This window comes from Pelagibius sp. Alg239-R121, assembly GCF_947331435.1.
Taxonomy (GTDB): domain Bacteria; phylum Pseudomonadota; class Alphaproteobacteria; order Kiloniellales; family Kiloniellaceae; genus Denitrobaculum.
This window is the reverse complement of record NZ_CAMZOF010000007.1, coordinates 471,482-486,561: the sequence shown is the minus strand read 5'-3', so window position 1 is coordinate 486,561 and position 15,080 is coordinate 471,482. Positions and strand designations below refer to the sequence as shown.

18 protein-coding genes are annotated in these 15,080 nt (G+C 55.7%); 9 read left to right on the top strand and 9 right to left on the bottom strand.

Annotated features, from left to right (window positions below; all coding sequences use genetic code 11):
* The first annotated feature begins 29 nt into the window (after positions 1-29).
* From QMZ18_RS24130 to QMZ18_RS24120, 3 genes are all read left to right on the top strand, one after another.
* On the top strand, positions 30-296 hold the full coding sequence (locus QMZ18_RS24130) for a DUF6356 family protein (protein WP_282608924.1): 267 nt from the start codon (positions 30-32) through the stop codon (positions 294-296).
* A 180-nt stretch (positions 297-476) separates the two neighbouring features.
* A complete protein-coding gene (locus tag QMZ18_RS24125; protein WP_282608923.1) occupies positions 477-1,241 on the top strand; it encodes a class II glutamine amidotransferase in 765 nt (254 codons plus the stop codon).
* Positions 1,242-1,352: 111 nt separating this feature from the next.
* Positions 1,353-2,114 carry an SDR family NAD(P)-dependent oxidoreductase gene (locus QMZ18_RS24120; RefSeq protein WP_282608922.1) on the top strand — a complete coding sequence of 254 codons (762 nt, stop codon included), beginning with the start codon at positions 1,353-1,355 and terminating at the stop codon, positions 2,112-2,114.
* A gap of 12 nt (positions 2,115-2,126) precedes the next feature.
* On the opposite strand, the gene QMZ18_RS24115 is transcribed toward QMZ18_RS24120, so the two are convergent.
* The 6 genes from QMZ18_RS24115 to QMZ18_RS24090 form a co-directional block, all read right to left on the bottom strand.
* Positions 2,127-3,203: a hypothetical protein gene (locus QMZ18_RS24115; RefSeq protein ID WP_282608921.1), complete on the bottom strand. Its 1,077-nt coding sequence runs from the start codon at positions 3,201-3,203 to the stop codon at positions 2,127-2,129.
* Entirely contained in the window at positions 3,200-3,790 is a 591-nt protein-coding gene (locus QMZ18_RS24110) for an XRE family transcriptional regulator (protein WP_282608920.1), read from the bottom strand. The genes QMZ18_RS24115 and QMZ18_RS24110 overlap by 4 nt, the downstream gene beginning before the upstream one ends.
* 5 nt (positions 3,791-3,795) lie before the next feature.
* A complete protein-coding gene (locus QMZ18_RS24105; protein ID WP_282608919.1) occupies positions 3,796-4,761 on the bottom strand; it encodes an isopenicillin N synthase family oxygenase in 966 nt (321 codons plus the stop codon).
* Between the two features lie 62 nt (positions 4,762-4,823).
* Positions 4,824-5,402, bottom strand: coding sequence for a carboxymuconolactone decarboxylase family protein (locus tag QMZ18_RS24100; protein WP_282608918.1), 579 nt, complete (start codon positions 5,400-5,402; stop codon positions 4,824-4,826).
* A 57-nt stretch (positions 5,403-5,459) separates the two neighbouring features.
* Entirely contained in the window at positions 5,460-6,200 is a 741-nt protein-coding gene (locus QMZ18_RS24095; RefSeq protein ID WP_282608917.1) for an amino acid ABC transporter permease, read from the bottom strand.
* Positions 6,201-6,211: 11 nt separating this feature from the next.
* Positions 6,212-6,961, bottom strand: coding sequence for an amino acid ABC transporter ATP-binding protein (locus QMZ18_RS24090; protein WP_282608916.1), 750 nt, complete (start codon positions 6,959-6,961; stop codon positions 6,212-6,214).
* 281 nt (positions 6,962-7,242) lie between these two features.
* Here QMZ18_RS24090 and QMZ18_RS24085 point away from each other — a divergent pair, with 281 nt between their 5' ends.
* From QMZ18_RS24085 to QMZ18_RS24070, 4 genes are all read left to right on the top strand, one after another.
* Positions 7,243-8,019, top strand: coding sequence for an ABC transporter substrate-binding protein (locus QMZ18_RS24085; RefSeq protein ID WP_282608915.1), 777 nt, complete (start codon positions 7,243-7,245; stop codon positions 8,017-8,019).
* Positions 8,020-8,054: 35 nt separating this feature from the next.
* Positions 8,055-8,702, top strand: a complete 648-nt coding sequence (locus QMZ18_RS24080; protein ID WP_282608914.1) for a glutathione S-transferase family protein — start codon at positions 8,055-8,057, stop codon at positions 8,700-8,702.
* Positions 8,699-9,436 carry a creatininase family protein gene (locus tag QMZ18_RS24075; protein WP_282608913.1) on the top strand — a complete coding sequence of 246 codons (738 nt, stop codon included), beginning with the start codon at positions 8,699-8,701 and terminating at the stop codon, positions 9,434-9,436. Before QMZ18_RS24080 ends, QMZ18_RS24075 begins: the two co-directional genes overlap by 4 nt.
* A gap of 151 nt (positions 9,437-9,587) precedes the next feature.
* On the top strand, positions 9,588-10,163 hold the full coding sequence (locus QMZ18_RS24070; RefSeq protein WP_282608912.1) for a TlpA disulfide reductase family protein: 576 nt from the start codon (positions 9,588-9,590) through the stop codon (positions 10,161-10,163).
* A 244-nt stretch (positions 10,164-10,407) separates the two neighbouring features.
* Here QMZ18_RS24070 and QMZ18_RS37105 read toward each other — a convergent pair whose 3' ends face one another.
* The gene (locus QMZ18_RS37105; RefSeq protein ID WP_367575958.1) at positions 10,408-10,683 is read right to left on the bottom strand and encodes a nuclear transport factor 2 family protein; all 276 of its coding nucleotides are present in this window, start codon (positions 10,681-10,683) and stop codon (positions 10,408-10,410) included.
* A 130-nt stretch (positions 10,684-10,813) separates the two neighbouring features.
* On the bottom strand, positions 10,814-11,290 hold the full coding sequence (locus QMZ18_RS24065) for a PAS domain-containing protein (RefSeq protein ID WP_282608911.1): 477 nt from the start codon (positions 11,288-11,290) through the stop codon (positions 10,814-10,816).
* Between the two features lie 378 nt (positions 11,291-11,668).
* Between QMZ18_RS24065 and QMZ18_RS24060 the strand changes: the two genes are divergently transcribed.
* Positions 11,669-12,871 (top strand): multidrug effflux MFS transporter, encoded by a 1,203-nt coding sequence (locus tag QMZ18_RS24060; RefSeq protein ID WP_282608910.1) that lies wholly within the window; start codon positions 11,669-11,671, stop codon positions 12,869-12,871.
* A 50-nt stretch (positions 12,872-12,921) separates the two neighbouring features.
* Here QMZ18_RS24060 and QMZ18_RS24055 read toward each other — a convergent pair whose 3' ends face one another.
* Positions 12,922-13,224 carry a hypothetical protein gene (locus QMZ18_RS24055; protein ID WP_282608909.1) on the bottom strand — a complete coding sequence of 101 codons (303 nt, stop codon included), beginning with the start codon at positions 13,222-13,224 and terminating at the stop codon, positions 12,922-12,924.
* Positions 13,225-13,716: 492 nt separating this feature from the next.
* Here QMZ18_RS24055 and QMZ18_RS24050 point away from each other — a divergent pair, with 492 nt between their 5' ends.
* Positions 13,717-14,985 carry a TIGR03862 family flavoprotein gene (locus QMZ18_RS24050; RefSeq protein ID WP_282608908.1) on the top strand — a complete coding sequence of 423 codons (1,269 nt, stop codon included), beginning with the start codon at positions 13,717-13,719 and terminating at the stop codon, positions 14,983-14,985.
* Positions 14,986-15,080 lie beyond the last annotated feature (95 nt).

Sequence of the window (15,080 nt, the reverse complement as noted above, 5' to 3'; positions counted from 1 at the left end):
CGAACTGATAACGCAGGTTTCCCGTCGCTATGAAAACGCTTTTTACCGACCATCCCAATTCCGTCAACGAGACTTACGGCGAGCACATGGCCATGAGTGCCTCTTTCGGCTTTGCCATGCTTTGCGGTGCTTTCGCCGCGATGGTTCACGCCGTCTTTCCCTTTCTGTTCGAGAGGACAGGCAGCGCAATCATAACCCGCCTTCACGACCGCATGGTGACGAACCGCATTCGCGTATCTCCCCAAAGCAGCCCTCAGGCGGGACCATCCGCAGTCCATCCCGCAGCGGCCGAATAGCGATAAGCCGGCTTCCACCGGCCTGCGCGTTTCGCCCACTATGAGCGACAGGCCGGAATTACGGACACAGACGCTTGTGAACGGGTTCTGCCTCTCAATGCGGTTCGAATTAACCAAAACACCATAACTTCCCGCTGTAATGCAGCGGCTACAACGCCTTGGCGCGCAAGGACATCCGACATGTGCAGATGGCTGGCCTACAGCGGTTCTCCGATTTTTCCCGAGGACCTGATTTTCGAACCCGACAATTCTCTGGCAGCGCAGAGCCTGCATTCCTGTAAAGCCAAAGTTGCCGTCAACGGCGACGGCTTCGGTATCGGTTGGTACGGCGAACGTGAAATCCCAGGCGTTTACCGAGAGGTTCTACCCGCCTGGAGCGACTGCAATCTGCGCAGTCTCGCGGCAAACATCCGCACACATCATTTTTTTGCCCATATCCGCGCCTCAACAGGCACCGCAACCTCGCGCCCCAATTGCCATCCCTTTACGCACGGCAAATGGCTGTTCATGCACAACGGACAGATCGGCGATTACGACCGGCATCGCCGCCGGCTCGAGGCCCTCATTCCAGACGACCTCTACGCCTGCCGCCAGGGCTCGACCGACAGCGAACTGATCTTTTATCTGTTGTTCCACTTCGGCCTGGAAGACGATCCGCTGAAAGCCCTGCGCGCGACACTTAAGGAAGTGGCCAGAACTTCCGAGCATGGAGGAAAGGGCAAGGCCTTTCGCTGTACGGCGGCCCTCACCGACGGACAGACAACCTACGCAATCCGCTTCTCGACCGACAACCATCCACCGAGTCTTTACTGGCAAGAGACCTCCGGCCATACGCTCATCGTCTCGGAGCCTCTGGATACAGCGCTCGGTGAATGGCAACCGGTACCTCCGTCGACCATCCTGGTGACCGAGGGCGGCAACAGGATCTCAACCGAAGCCCTGTAAACGCCTCCTCCCGCATTCCTTAGCCAGCCGCCTTGCCCCGCCTGTGAGCTTGGACGACAATCGTCCACGGCCACACAGAACACCAAGTCGAAGGTAAGGGAAAGATCATCTATGCAAGAACTGTCGGGACAGGTTGCCATTGTCACCGGGGCTAGCCGTGGAATCGGAGAAGCGGCTGCGAAGACCCTCGGCGCCCTGGGCGTGAAGGTTGTGCTCGCGGCGCGGCGCGTAGAACTCTGCCAAGCCATTGCCAAGGACATTGAAGCTTCAGGAGGTCAGGCCATCGCAGTCGCCTGTGACGTTTCGGATTTTTCCGCCGTCACGGACCTTGCAGTTCAAACCCGGGAACGCTTTGGGCCACCCGGAATCCTGATCAACAACGCCGGCGTGATCGAGCCGATCGGCGGCATCCTGGACAGCCACCCTGACGAATGGGCAGCAAATGTCAGCATTAATCTGCTTGGCGTTTACCACTGCATCCGCGCGGTACTGCCGGGTCTCCTGGAAGCATGCGGCGTGGTGATCAACATCAGTTCCGGCGCCGCCCACACGCCGCTGGAAGGCTGGAGCGCCTATTGCTCGAGCAAAGCCGGCGTAGCGATGCTAACCCAGGCAACGGCCCTGGAATACGCCGGCCGCGGACTGCGGGTTTTCGGTTTCGCACCGGGCACGGTGGATACGGATATGCAGGTCAAGATCAAAGCGTCAGGGATTAATCCTGTCAGTCAGATGGCTCGGGAAGATCACGCTGCACCGGAAGTCCCCGCTCAGGTCATTGCCTATCTCTGCTCATCGGCCGCGTCCGACCTTGCCGGCAAGGAACTCACGATAAGGGATCCCATATTGCGCCAGCGTGCCGGTCTGCCCGACTAAAGCTGCGAAGCTTTAGATCCCGATGAGCGGCGACGGATTCTCGAAGATCGGGCGCAATTCAGGCCATTGATCCAGGCAACTGCTTGTTTGAGCGAACCTTTCTGGATGTATGGCCCCGTCTTCCCACAGCGCAACACCATCGATGCGCACTGTATGATCCATCAGCATCCAGCAGATTTCACCCGGTGCGTAGGCGCCGCAGGTGTGAAAGTGCAAAATCCGCGGATTGGTGAATACCGTATTCGACCAGCGGTCCGGATCGTCACCGGCCGCCTGGTCATACGAAGATCCGGGGTGGATACCCGCGTGCCAGGAATGTACGACCTGCGGGTCGATCCCAAACTGGTTCGAGACGCGTTCGTAATGTCTTTCGACCAGCCGAATGGTCTCGGTGTCACCAGAGAAAAATTCGATACGGCCTTGAGCAACATGGGCAAACGCCGTCGCGCCAATCTTTAAAAACGGCGGGTCGTAGACCCGTGACCCGGTCGGCGTCAGGTATCGCGACAATGCGACTCTGCCGCCAAATTCCAGAGCCTCGATAGGCTGTGGCACGCCCATAGGAAAGCGGCGAACGGAAACATCAGTGTCCGAGCTACGCGCAGCATCCGAGATCACGCCCGTAAGGTAGCTACCGAGCGGGCAGGTGATTTCGATCCGGTCCGCGTTCCTCAAGATTGCGTCAATGGCTTTCTTCAAAACCAGCATGGCTTCGTGGTTTGTGCGGCCGAATTCCGAAGCCAGCATCTCCGCGCTTCGGATATAGCTCATGACTTTCGTCTTGCCAGCTGGCACTTCGGCGAAGCGATCCTGGTCGCCAATGCGGGAAAAGAAGATGCAGTTATCGTATTGTTCGATCAGCGCCGTGGTCTCAGGCGCGAGGCGATCGGACGGCGCCCCCACTTTCACCAGCCTCGGCTTCAAACCGAGAGCTTCGGCTTCGGCCGCAACCGCCAGCGGCGCGGCGTTGTCGTACCAGCCAAACGCGGGATCTTCATGCACGATCAGGATCTCGCTCCCCGCAGTAAAGTCACCGCAATGCTGCAACAGATTGCGTGCTCCTTCGGAAAGATCGCTTCGACTGGTCATCGTCGCCGCTCTGCCTGAACCGTCAGAAAGGTGAATTTCTCTGTCAGCACCTTCCTGAACCCGTGGCTTAATTCAGAATCGAGACTTAGGCTGTCGCCCGACTTCAACGTCATTTCACGGTCGCCATAGCCATAAACGGCTTCACCTTCCATAACGTACACGAACACAACACCGTATCCGACGTAGACCGGCGGACGCGCATCCTGGCGGTGCAGCGTGACCAGCCGGGCTTCAAACTGCAGATCACGGCGAATATGAAAGGACAGATTGACGTACTCGTGTGAGTGTTCGCCGACGATCCGTGTCGAGCGCAATCCTTCGCCCTTTTTCACATGCGTGAAATCGGTGTGGTCCGACGCCGTTTCGCGGAACAGGCTTACAAGGGGGACGTTGAGCGTTCGGCTTAAGGCATTCAGTGTTGAAATCGAGGGTGAAACCTGACCGCTTTCAATACGGCTGACCATTGAGGCGGAGACGCCCGATTCCAGAGCAAGGTTTCGGGCCGACAGTCCCTGCTCTTCACGCAACGCCCGGAGCGCAATTCCGATCGCCAGGTCGGTCTCATCACTCGGTGAAACTTCCTTCATCCCAGTCAGGCCTTTCGATAGGAAAAGGCCTTTGCGAACCGCCAGACAAGATAGTCGCCACAGGTTGTGGGTTCCTCTTTCGCCTGATGTTCGCGGCCATAGATTTCCCGGGCATCGATCATGGTCTCCGGATCGGGGTCGAATGCGAGCACCAGCGAAAGGCGCTCCTTGCCGGAACTGTTGACGACGCGATGCGGGGTCGAGTTGTAGGCATGGTCGGTCCAGCGGGCCAGCAGATCACCGACATTGACGATCAAGGTTCCTTCAATCGGTGGCGCCTCGATCCAGTCCCCATTGACGTCCTGCACCTGCAGCCCGCCGACCGAATCCTGACAGAGAACTGTGAGCACTCCGAAATCGGTGTGAGGCCCGACGCCGAACTGTTCGCTGCCCATGTCCTCAGATTGGGGCGGGTAGTAGACGAAAGACGCGCGGCTCAGCGGCTGCGCGCAACTGCGCAAAAAGAAATCCTGCTCCAGGCCCAGCCCCAAAGCAAAGCCCCTCATCAGATGATGCGCGACGTCGTGTGCTCCATCAAAATAGGCCATTGCGCTCGCCTGCATGCCGGGCAGGAAATCGGGCCAGAGGTTCGGACCACGCAACGCATGATCCTCAGGTACGCAGCCCTCGGTATCCTGGTAACCCCAGATGAAGCTCTCCTTGAGATCGCTCTTGGCGTCGTCCTGCATCTTCGCGCCGCCCTGCGCCAGCCAGCCACGGTGCCGGGCAGATATTTTAACGCTGTCCTTTAACGAGGGGTCACTGCGAAAAAACGCGAGGGCCGTTTCGCGGGCGGCTTCGATCGCCTCGTCCGCAATGCCATGCCCTTTGATATAGATGAACCCAAGGCCCGTGCTGGCGGCATGGAGCGCCTCCCCCACCGCGACCGGGTCACTGCCGTCGCGCAGCGGCGAAATGTCGATGACGGGAATGAGGTCATCAGCATATCGCTTGGCCCGGGCGTAGTTCATAAGTGGTCTCCTGGAAATTGGTCGTTGCTTATAAATAAACTACTTGCCTTTTACGCAACATGTCAAGTTTCCGCGTAATAGCCGACGATATCGCCCGCTGTGGTGACGCCAAGCCCGTTCAACAATCGGTTCACGTAATTGAAATAGCCGACAATCTGGTTAGCTTCGAGGATCTCTCCGTCATCTACGCCCTGGGCGCGTAGAGCGGCTACATCGCTCTCAAGCATATTTCCGGGATCCAGCGTCAGCTTTGCGGCATATTGCAAAAGCACCAGTTCTCGTCCGTCGAACACCTCTTCCGGCCGACGGGCGTGTAGAGCAGCCTCAATGGCATCAGCGCGCTGCGCATCGCCGATCAGGTGCCGGGCATTGGACCAGTGATTGGCGAGCGAGTATTCGCAATTGTTGAGGATTGAGACGTAGGAGCTGATGGTCTCTTGCAACCACATGGGTAGGGTGTTGGCATCGTCATGCAAAGCCGCGCGATAGAGAATGACATGCCCGCGCATGGTATTGGGCCTGAGCGAATGCACACGCATGACGTTGTCGACGGTGCCGTGCGGGGTCCGCGCGAGCTTGAGCACCTCGAGCAGTTCGTCGTCGGCCTCCTGATCGGAAATCATGTTTATCCAGGCGGACATAAAGTGCTCCTCGGGGTCTAAAGGGTCTCATTCAATGAATTGGAATTGGGTCTCATCCTAGTTGCGTTCATCAGACTGCATACGCCGTTCCAGCCAGCGCACCCCTGCCGATACGATCAGAATCAGCACCAGATATTCGAGAACCAATATGGTGTAGATTTCGAGCGGACGGTATTCGCTGACCACAAGCTCGTTCGCCTTACGGGTCAGTTCCTGCATGCCGATCACGGACACCAGCGAAGACATCTTGAGCATATAGACCAGCTGATTGCCCAGTGCCGGCAGAATACGCCGGATCGCCTGCGGCAAGATCACAAAGCGCATGGTGTCGGCGTAGGACAGAGAAATCGAATGCGCCGCTTCGTACTGTCCCTTCGCAATAGACTGAATGCCCGCCCGAAAGATCTCGGCCTCGAAGGCGCTATCCGACAATGCCAGGGCAATCACACCGGCCCAGAACACTGTGATGGTCAGTCCCGACAACTGTGGCAGACCGTAGTAGACCCAGAGGATCAGCACGAGTATGGGGACCGCCCGGACGACTTCGACATAAGTGCGGCTGAACATGCGTAGCGGCCGCTTCGAAGATAACCCCGGCAGGGCAACGAGCAAACCGACAACGACTGAAATTACAATTGCAGTGACCGACAGCAGGATCGTGTAGTAAAGGCCGCTGATAAGAAAATTGAGATTTACTGCCCCTGAAGTCGTCGTTGGGTTAACGACGTACCAGCCCCATTTGTCCGAACAGCCGGACACCAGGGTCATCAGCAAAAGGCAGAGCGCTACTCTAAACATCTTCACTCTCCTCAGTGCTGAAGGATTTGCTGAAGGAAATCCTGGCATCTCTGGCTTTTCGGCGTGTTGAAAAAAGTCTCGGGGTCAGCCACTTCGACAATCTCGCCGTGATCCATGAACACCATTTTGTCCGCGACGCGCCGGGCAAATCCCATCTCGTGCGTCACACAGATCATGGTCATGCCGCTTTCGGCCAACTCCACCATGACATCGAGCACTTCGTTGATCATCTCGGGGTCAAGCGCCGAAGTCGGTTCGTCGAACAGCATGATCTTCGGTTCCATGCACAGCGACCGCGCAATTGCCACACGCTGTTGCTGCCCGCCCGAAAGCTGTCGCGGATATTTATCGGCCTGTTCAGGAATGCGGACCCGTTCCAGATAGCGAAGCGCGAGTTCGCGCGCCTCCTCTTTCGGGAGCTTCCGCGCGCGGGTCGGCCCGAGCATCAGGTTCTCAATGACGGTGAGATGTGGAAACAGATTGAACTGCTGAAACACCATACCGACACGTGAACGGATCTCATCGAGACCTTTCCGGCCGTCCTCATGGGTGACCCCTTCGACGGACAAGGTGCCGCCCTGATGCTGTTCCAACCCGTTGATGCAACGAATCAGTGTCGATTTACCTGAACCGGACGGCCCGCAAATCACAACACGTTCGCCAAGACTGACATCTAACGAAATATTCTTGAGCACCTGAAAACTGCCAAAGAACTTCTCGACGCCGGCAAAGCGGATAATCGGTTCCGCGACATCTCCCATCGACTGTCTCCCACCTTCTTCACGCCGTTCTGGCGAGAATTTTTCTTGGTAAAAGTCTATTCACATCATAACACCACATGCAATAAATTCATTTTCTTGCAATTTTTTTGCATCCATCTGATGATGTATGCTCAAACTCCTGGTGTGCTGCGGACCCGTTTTTGCTGCATAGTGTTCGGCAAATTTGCGGAGCTGAAGTACAGTTGGGTTTCAACGATGCGTGCCCTGAACCTAGGGTTCGCTTTGCCGAACCTTAGGTTCAGGGCAACAGGGAGAGAAAAATGAAACTGATTAAAATGGCTTCTACGGCCTTCGTGCTGTGTCTGGCAACGACGCAGGTCTATGCTCAATCAGCGCTCAAAGACATTCTGAGCGAGGGAGTGTTGAAGGTCGGGACGACGGGCGACTGGAATCCCATGACGATGAAAGACCCAGCGAGCAACAGCTACACCGGTTACGACATCGACGTCATGACCCAGCTTGCAACAGACCTCGGGGTCACCGTCGAATTCGTACCGACTGACTGGAAAACCCTGGTCAGCGGCGTAACAGCGGGCAAATACCACATCACCGGATCCGCATCGGTTTCGCCGGCCAGAGCCAAGGCTGCCGGTTATTCCTCCAGCTACTTCGCGCTTGCCACTGTGCCCCTCGTGAATGCAAAAAGCGGCGATAAGTACAAAGATTGGGCCGACCTGGATGTCGATGGCGTAACCGTTGCCGCAACACTCGGCACCACTCAGGAAAAGCAGGTAAAGCAGTTTTTCCCGAATGCCAATCACAGGATCGTAGAGGCTCCTGCCCGCGATTTTCAGGAGGTTCTCTCCGGCCGCGCGGACGCACACATCACGTCGAATGTTGAAGCTTTCAAACTGATCGAGAAGTATTCCGACCTTAAGATCGTACCGGTTTCGGCACCTCGGGCCCGCACGCCAATCGCGATGCTCCTGCCTCAGGACGATCAGGTCTGGATCAATTATGTAAACACCTGGATCACGCTGAAAAAGGAATCCGGGTTCTTCGATGAACTTGGCAAAAAGTGGCGTTTAACTGAGTAAACGGATAAAGGGGGCCTCGGCCCCCTTTTTTGCTCATGCTGACAATCTACTCCGTCCCGACAAGCCTCTACTGTGCCAAGCTGCGTGTGTTGCTTCGGCACAAAAGACTCGACTGGCGGGAGCTAGCGCCACCGGGCGGCTACGGGTCCGACGCCTATAAGCAGTTTGTCCCATCCGGAAACCTTCCGGCACTGGTTTACGACGACCTGCTTCTGACGGATTCCGAGGCCATTGCCGAATACCTGAACGAAAAACATCCCGAGCCACCGATGCTGCCCGGCCCTATTTCTGAGCGCGCCCGCATCCGCGAACGCAGCCGATTTCACGATACCCGTCTTGAGCCTGCTGTGCGCAGGCTGTTTTCCTACCTGGATGGGAAACTGCATCCACCAGAGACGTTCAGTGCGCTTGCAGACGATATCTCGACAAGGCTGACCCAGCTCGCTCAACTCCTCAAGCTCTCACCGCCCAGCAATGTCCTCACGCTTGGGGATTGCGGTTATCCGATTACCTTTGCCTGGATCGAGGCACTCATTCCCATTTTGGAACTGGAAATCTCCTGGCCTCCATCAGTCAGCCAGTGGTCGGTATCTTTAAGAGAACATCCCGCCGTTGCGGAAGAGCTGGTGAGCTATCGCCCAACAGTTACCGACTGGCTGAACAACAGCGGCGCCTGCGCATGAAGCTGCAGATGGCGACCTGGCTGGAAGTGGAGGAATACCTCAAGACCTCGCGCGGCATTATTATTCCCGTCGGCTCAACCGAACAACATGGGCCGATCGGGTTGATCGGAACAGATGCCTTTTGCGCCGAGAAGATCGCGGAGGACGCAGCCGAACAGGCAGGTGCAATCGTCGCCCCGACCCTGGCCCTGACGCCGGCACCATTCAATATGGATTTCCCAGGCACCATCTCCCTCTCCGAAGGACTCTTTAAGAGCCTCGTGAGCGAAGTGGTCGACGGCTTGATGCACCACGGCTTCGAGCAACTCTATTTTCTGAACGCGCACGGCGCGAACCTCGCCCCGTTGTCGGAGGTGGCGGCGGATCGAGCCGAAACCAAAATACGAGTTCGAAGTTGGTGGGATTTTGAGAACGTCAACAGCTTGCGCAATGAATATTACGGTCGCTGGGAAGGTATGCATGCCACGCCCTCTGAAGTCGCCATAACTCAGGCGGCGTTTCGACTGGTACCGCCCCATCCGCTTGCCGAAACACCACCGGAACTGCTGTCTGCGGAATACCTGCAGGCGCATTCAGGCGATCGGCACGGCCCGCCAGCGGAACATCGTGAGCGCTTTCCGGATGGCCGTGTCGGTGCACACTCGGCCATGGCGAAGCCGTCGCATGGCGAGCAGTTGTTAAAGGCGGCATCGAAAGCCGTCGCCAGGGACTATCAGAGCTTTCTCGGGATTTAAACCGGCTTAATCGACCCGTCCGCTTAAGACGATTTCACTACGTTTCCGGCGGTTTCCCGCAATAAACTCTGTGTGAACATAGCCTGTCGAGTGTTGACCTGAGTTCACGGGGCGACCATGTCTCACAGGAAGTCACGTGAGGACTGAATTTATGTCGCAAACCTATGGACGCAAGCTCCGCGCAGGATTGACTGTTCTTTTTGCCGCTGGGTTGTTTGCCGTCGCTTCCGCCGCATCGGCGGTCCGGGCTGAAACAGTAAACCTTGATGCAGTACAGCGAGAGGCGATCGCTGGCTTGCCTTCCTTAAGGGGCGAATCGCTCAATGCCGCGGACCTAGAAGGCCGCATAGTTGTCGTGGCCTTTTTCGCCAGCTGGTGCCCTCCCTGCAATCCCGAATTCGATCACCTAGAGGCCGTCCGGAGCAAGTACCCGGCCTCGCAGGTCGAAATCCTTGCCGTGAACATATTCGAGTCTTTCTCGGGATTGGGTAGCGACGATCGCCTGAAGGGCTTTCTAAAACTGAAGAACCCGAGTTTTGTGACACTGGGCAACGGAGAGATCATTTCCGAGGCCTTCGGAACAGTCAAACGGATCCCATCCGTTTACGTTTTCGACTCACGCGGACAACTCGCCTTCGACTTCATACATGGCGAAGGCGCGAAGAAAACCCATGTCGAAGAGGACGAACTGACTGAGGTCATAGAAAAGCTGCTCGCCAGCGGGTGACCCGACGGAGCGAATACCATGGGATCAGGAAGTATTCATCAGAAAAACACAATCCCGGCTTAAAGCGGACTGTGGACGATTTCGCAAAGTCACTTCCGAGAATAGGCGGGAAGCAGAACCTTTAAGGCAGCAGTGACCACCGCTACAGGCGGTAGGCATCCGCGATGGCAGCGGTATCCGTGAACTCGCGAAACCTGGCAATCTTTCCATCAATAACTGTGTGAACTTGAACCCAATATGTGGCTCACTCTTGGTGTGTCGCTTTTACGGCGAAGCGTTCTCTTCCCAGTGTTATCGCCGTCTCATTCTCGACGAATATTCTCTCGACAGCGAACTCTCTGACGTAAACAGAACTACCCACCGCGACAAAGAAATCTCGCACGGTGCCCAGGCCTTCAAAGAGACCTGAAAACGGTACTATTGCGGGAGCAGGAAACTCCCAAATCACGTCTTCAGCTATAGTTTGCAGGATGCCGGTCAGGTCTCTTCGCTTGATTGCTTCGTAGTGTGCCTGGACCACCCGTATTGTGTCGACTTGATGCAAAGCGTCTTAAGCTTGTTTTCCCGATTTTACCTTCGTCGCACGTCGGGACCGAAACAAGGGAAACGATACATCGACGGCTTTCGCAGTAAAAAGTCGCTTCCGTGCGCTAGACGTTTTCGAAAAACAAGGCGCCGAGGATCATGTCGACACGGCTACCGCTTTCCGATAGCGGCAGAAGCAAGCGCGCCAGTCTCACATAATCCTTGTCCGAGAATGGCGCAGTCGAATTATTTACGAAAGGCTCTCCGCTCCGGGTGACCTCGTTGTAGATCTCTGTCATCGGTCCGAGATTTGCTTCGTCGTAAAACGCCGAGAAGCTCCGGCCCGTCGGATCGGACCCTACGACTTCCGTAATTTTGCTCCCAACCAGACGAAAGCGAAACTCTGGTTCGTCGCCGCTTTCAATAACATCGATAAGGAAAATAATCGAAAGCAGGTCTGGTACATCGAGCGGATCGATCTGTGCACGGCTGGGTATCCGTCCTTGCGCCGACTTTGACAACCAGTAGTCATAAAGCCTTATTAGAGGCTCAGGTTTTATGGTGTCTCGAAAAGCAATAGACGATTGTTTGACATCAAACATAGAAATTCTTTATGGGAAACCGCAAGCGTGTTCGGCTATACACTTTGACAAATGGAAAGAAAAGAAAATTTGATTCCTATTGTATTTAATTTCTTTTCTAGTGATTAAATAAATAATCCCCGCGAGCATTTTTGCTCTTACCGGCACTCAAAAGTTTGTTTCCTAAGAACATACGCAAACAACGCAGGATTTCATCAAAGCGATGCTATGAGGTTCGAGCCGCAAGTCCTTTCGCAGAGCATAGCCGAGGGAAAGTCGTAAGTTTGGGGCGACAGGGCCGGGCACGGAATGTAGTGTCAGTATTCTGCGACCGTGAAAAAACCCACCGATAGCTGCGATCGACCAATCCACCTTTTGCCAAGGAGGCCCTCTCGCGACGTGACGACTGACTCCCCTCGTCCATCAATTATAAATCTGATTGCCGTAGCAGCGGTCGGCCCCTTGGCGCTGAATATTTTCACGCCCTCGATGCCTGGCATGCAAAGCGTTTTCAACGTCAGTTACGGTACAATCCAGCTGACGGTTACGCTGTATCTTATTGGCATGGCCATCGCGCAACTGCTGTACGGCCCACTCTCCGACCGATTCGGCAGGCGTCCGGTTCTCTTGGCAGGACTTTGTCTGTTTCTTATAGGAAGCATCGCGTCCGCGTTTGCAACTTCGATTTTTTGGCTGCTCCTCGGCAGAACCGTTCAAGCCGTTGGCGGTTGCGCCGGAATGGTTCTCAGCCGTGCCATCGTGCGCGATATGCACAGCCGCGAAAAGTCGGCAAGCATGATCGGTTACATCACGGTCGGCATGGTGGTCGTGCCCATGATCGCACCCTTGATAGGTGGTTTTCTGGACGAATGGTTCAGTTGGCGCGCAGGGTTTCTTTTTGTCGCCGTTGCAGGCTTCATTGTATTGCTTGCCACCTCATTAAAGCTTCCCGAAACCAACTTCGATCTTCGCCCAATACCTGGTCTTATGGGCATGGCATCCAGTTACGACAATCTGTTGAGATCGCGGAATTTCCGAAACTATGCCCTCAACGCAACCTTCACATCAGCCACATTTTTCGCGTTTTTGTCGGGCGGCCCTTTCGTCGCCATTGAGTTAATGGAGCAAACGAAGTCCACTTTCGGCATTTGTTTCATGGCCGTCGCGTTTGGATATATGTCTGGGAATTTTGTCACTGGGCGCGTTGCAGAGCGCGTAGGTACGGATCGCATGATTACGATCGGCTCCAGCGTTTCTCTCGTTGGCGCCTCGTCGATGTGTATCTTTGCGCTCTCGGATCACATAAACCTGATTACCATTTTCGGGCCAATGGCTATCATAACGTTCGGCAATGGATTGAGCTTGCCCAGTGCCACAGCGGGTGGCGTAAGCGTCAACCCCAGGATCGCAGGCGCCGCGGCCGGACTCTCGGGCTTCCTGCAGATGACGGTAGCGGCTGCCGTCTCGCTTTTGGTGGGTTATCTGCAGAGCGATAGTGCATTTCCAATGATATTCACGATTTTGATCACCAGTTTTACCGCTGTCGCAATTCACGCCCATGCAAGCTACAGGAAAGCGAATTCGCTACCTTCGACGTCCTGAGTGACCTCAAGCGAAGTCGGCCCCTTATCTCGCCATGTTGGCATCTACGATCACGCAGACGGCCGATTACGGCGGTTATGATCGGGAAGATACTCCTCCAGAACTGATGCAAGATTGGTCAAGACATTCCCTTCATCCGCCTGATGGGCACGACCGTCACGCGGATCTTCGATGATGTACCGTCCCAGGCTGTCGAGGTAGCGGATCGTGATACTGCGGCCTAATTCTTCGAACGCCAGAAAGACCTGCAACTCTTCGGCCTGGCCATTCATTTCGTTAGGTCCGACGTAGCGGAATGTCAAATCCGCATGGGTGTTGTGGAGCGATTCCAGGTACCGGAGTACAGGCAGCATTTTGCGATGAATTCGAGGCCGCAAGATCTCAGGTCGAGCAGCAAATTCATCCAACGCTTCTGATCGAAGCTCTGGCTGCTTTCTCCACCATTTCATGAGAAATCGCATGAGCCTTATGACCATCCCAAAATATCCGACCACAAAATAAGGTGTATACTAACATCTTTTCCGAGTAGAACGCACCTGCATCTAACCCAAATAGCTGTGACAAACGGGTGGCTATTTGTAGATTCCTCTCATCAAACCCCTCATCTGATCGATTGTCGCGGGGCTTGGAGCCCGAAAACTTGCATCCTGGTCGCGAGGGCGTGTAACAAGGCGCGGCAGCGCGCGCGGCAAAATACCTTGGACGTGATCGTTTCGCTTTCACGCGAAATGACGCCTTTCCAAGCTTCTCGTTCCGCAGATTGGAAGGTGTTTTGAGTTTTTGATTGATCCCAACAAGAACGCACGCGCTCGAGCACAACCGGATTGGTCTTGGAGGTCGTTTTAGTGGATGCTGCCGTTCCGAGAATTGCCATTGTCGGCGGCGGTCCAGCGGGCCTGATGGCGGCGCAGATTCTCTCTAGGAAAAACTTTACGGTCACGCTGTACGAAGCAAAAGCTTCGTTCGGTCGTAAATTTCTATTGGCGGGCCGCGGCGGGCTCAATCTGACTCATTCCGAGACCATTGAACAATTTTTAAAGCGTTATGGCCCGAATTTAGATTTCTTTCGCGGCAAAATTTCGCACTTCTCTCCAAACGACCTCCGAGCCTGGAGCGACGACCTTGGTGTCCCTACTTTCGTCGGCTCCAGTGGTCGTGTCTTCCCAACCTCACTCAAGGCCTCACCGTTGCTTCGCGCCTGGCTGGTGCGATTGCGCGACCAGGGCGTGGTTCTCAAGCCTGAGCATCGACTGACGAAGCTTGCTATCTCACGGGGACAAAGCCCCTCCCGATCAATCACTCTGGATTTGCTAGACCAGAATGGCGCCAGGCTGGAGGACGCGGCCGACGCAGTTCTCTTGGCATTGGGTGGCGCCAGCTGGCCGCGGATGGGGTCCGACGGGCGATGGTTGGAACATCTCAAGGCAATGGGTGTCGCGTGCGCTGATTTTCAGCCCAGCAACTGCGGCTTCGACGTGCAATGGAGTGAGATTTTTGCGCAACGTCATGCGGGTACAGCGTTGAAAAACCTGTTGTTGAAGACTGATGCCGCACAAGCTCGCGGTGAAATCATGATCGCCCGGTATGGTGTCGAGGGCGGCGGTATCTACGCCCTGGGCCGGACCTTAAGGGAAGAACTGAAGGCGGATGGCACGGCTCGTGTCGTGCTCGACCTCAAGCCCGATCTCGAGCAGGCAAAGATTGCGCAGCGATTAGCTACCCAACGTCCGAAGGACAGTCTCTCGAGCCGATTGAGGAAATCCATCAAGCTCTCACCAGCCGCAACCGCTCTGATACGGGAGTGCGTTCCTGCCGACTCCCTGACAACGCCCGATCTGATCGCACAGGCGGTTAAAGCCGTACCGCTTACGCTGACCGCCTCTCAATCGCTCGAGCGCGCGATTTCATCAACCGGCGGGGTTCAAATCGAAGGCTTGAGCCAGGATCTCATGATCAAGTCGCTGCCCGGTGTTTTCGCCGCGGGAGAAATGCTGGATTGGGATGCGCCAACGGGCGGATACCTATTGCAGGGAACCATCGCCACGGCTGTTTGTGCCGCCGAGGGCGTCGAACGCTGGATGTTGAGAAATTCCAATGGCAGCCTCAACTCCTGACGCACGAGAGTATGGGTTCGGCGGTGAACTGTGGAACAAACGGCCACGCCGATGTCACAGGATTTTTCTGTAGCTGCCATCGTATGGTCACAAAT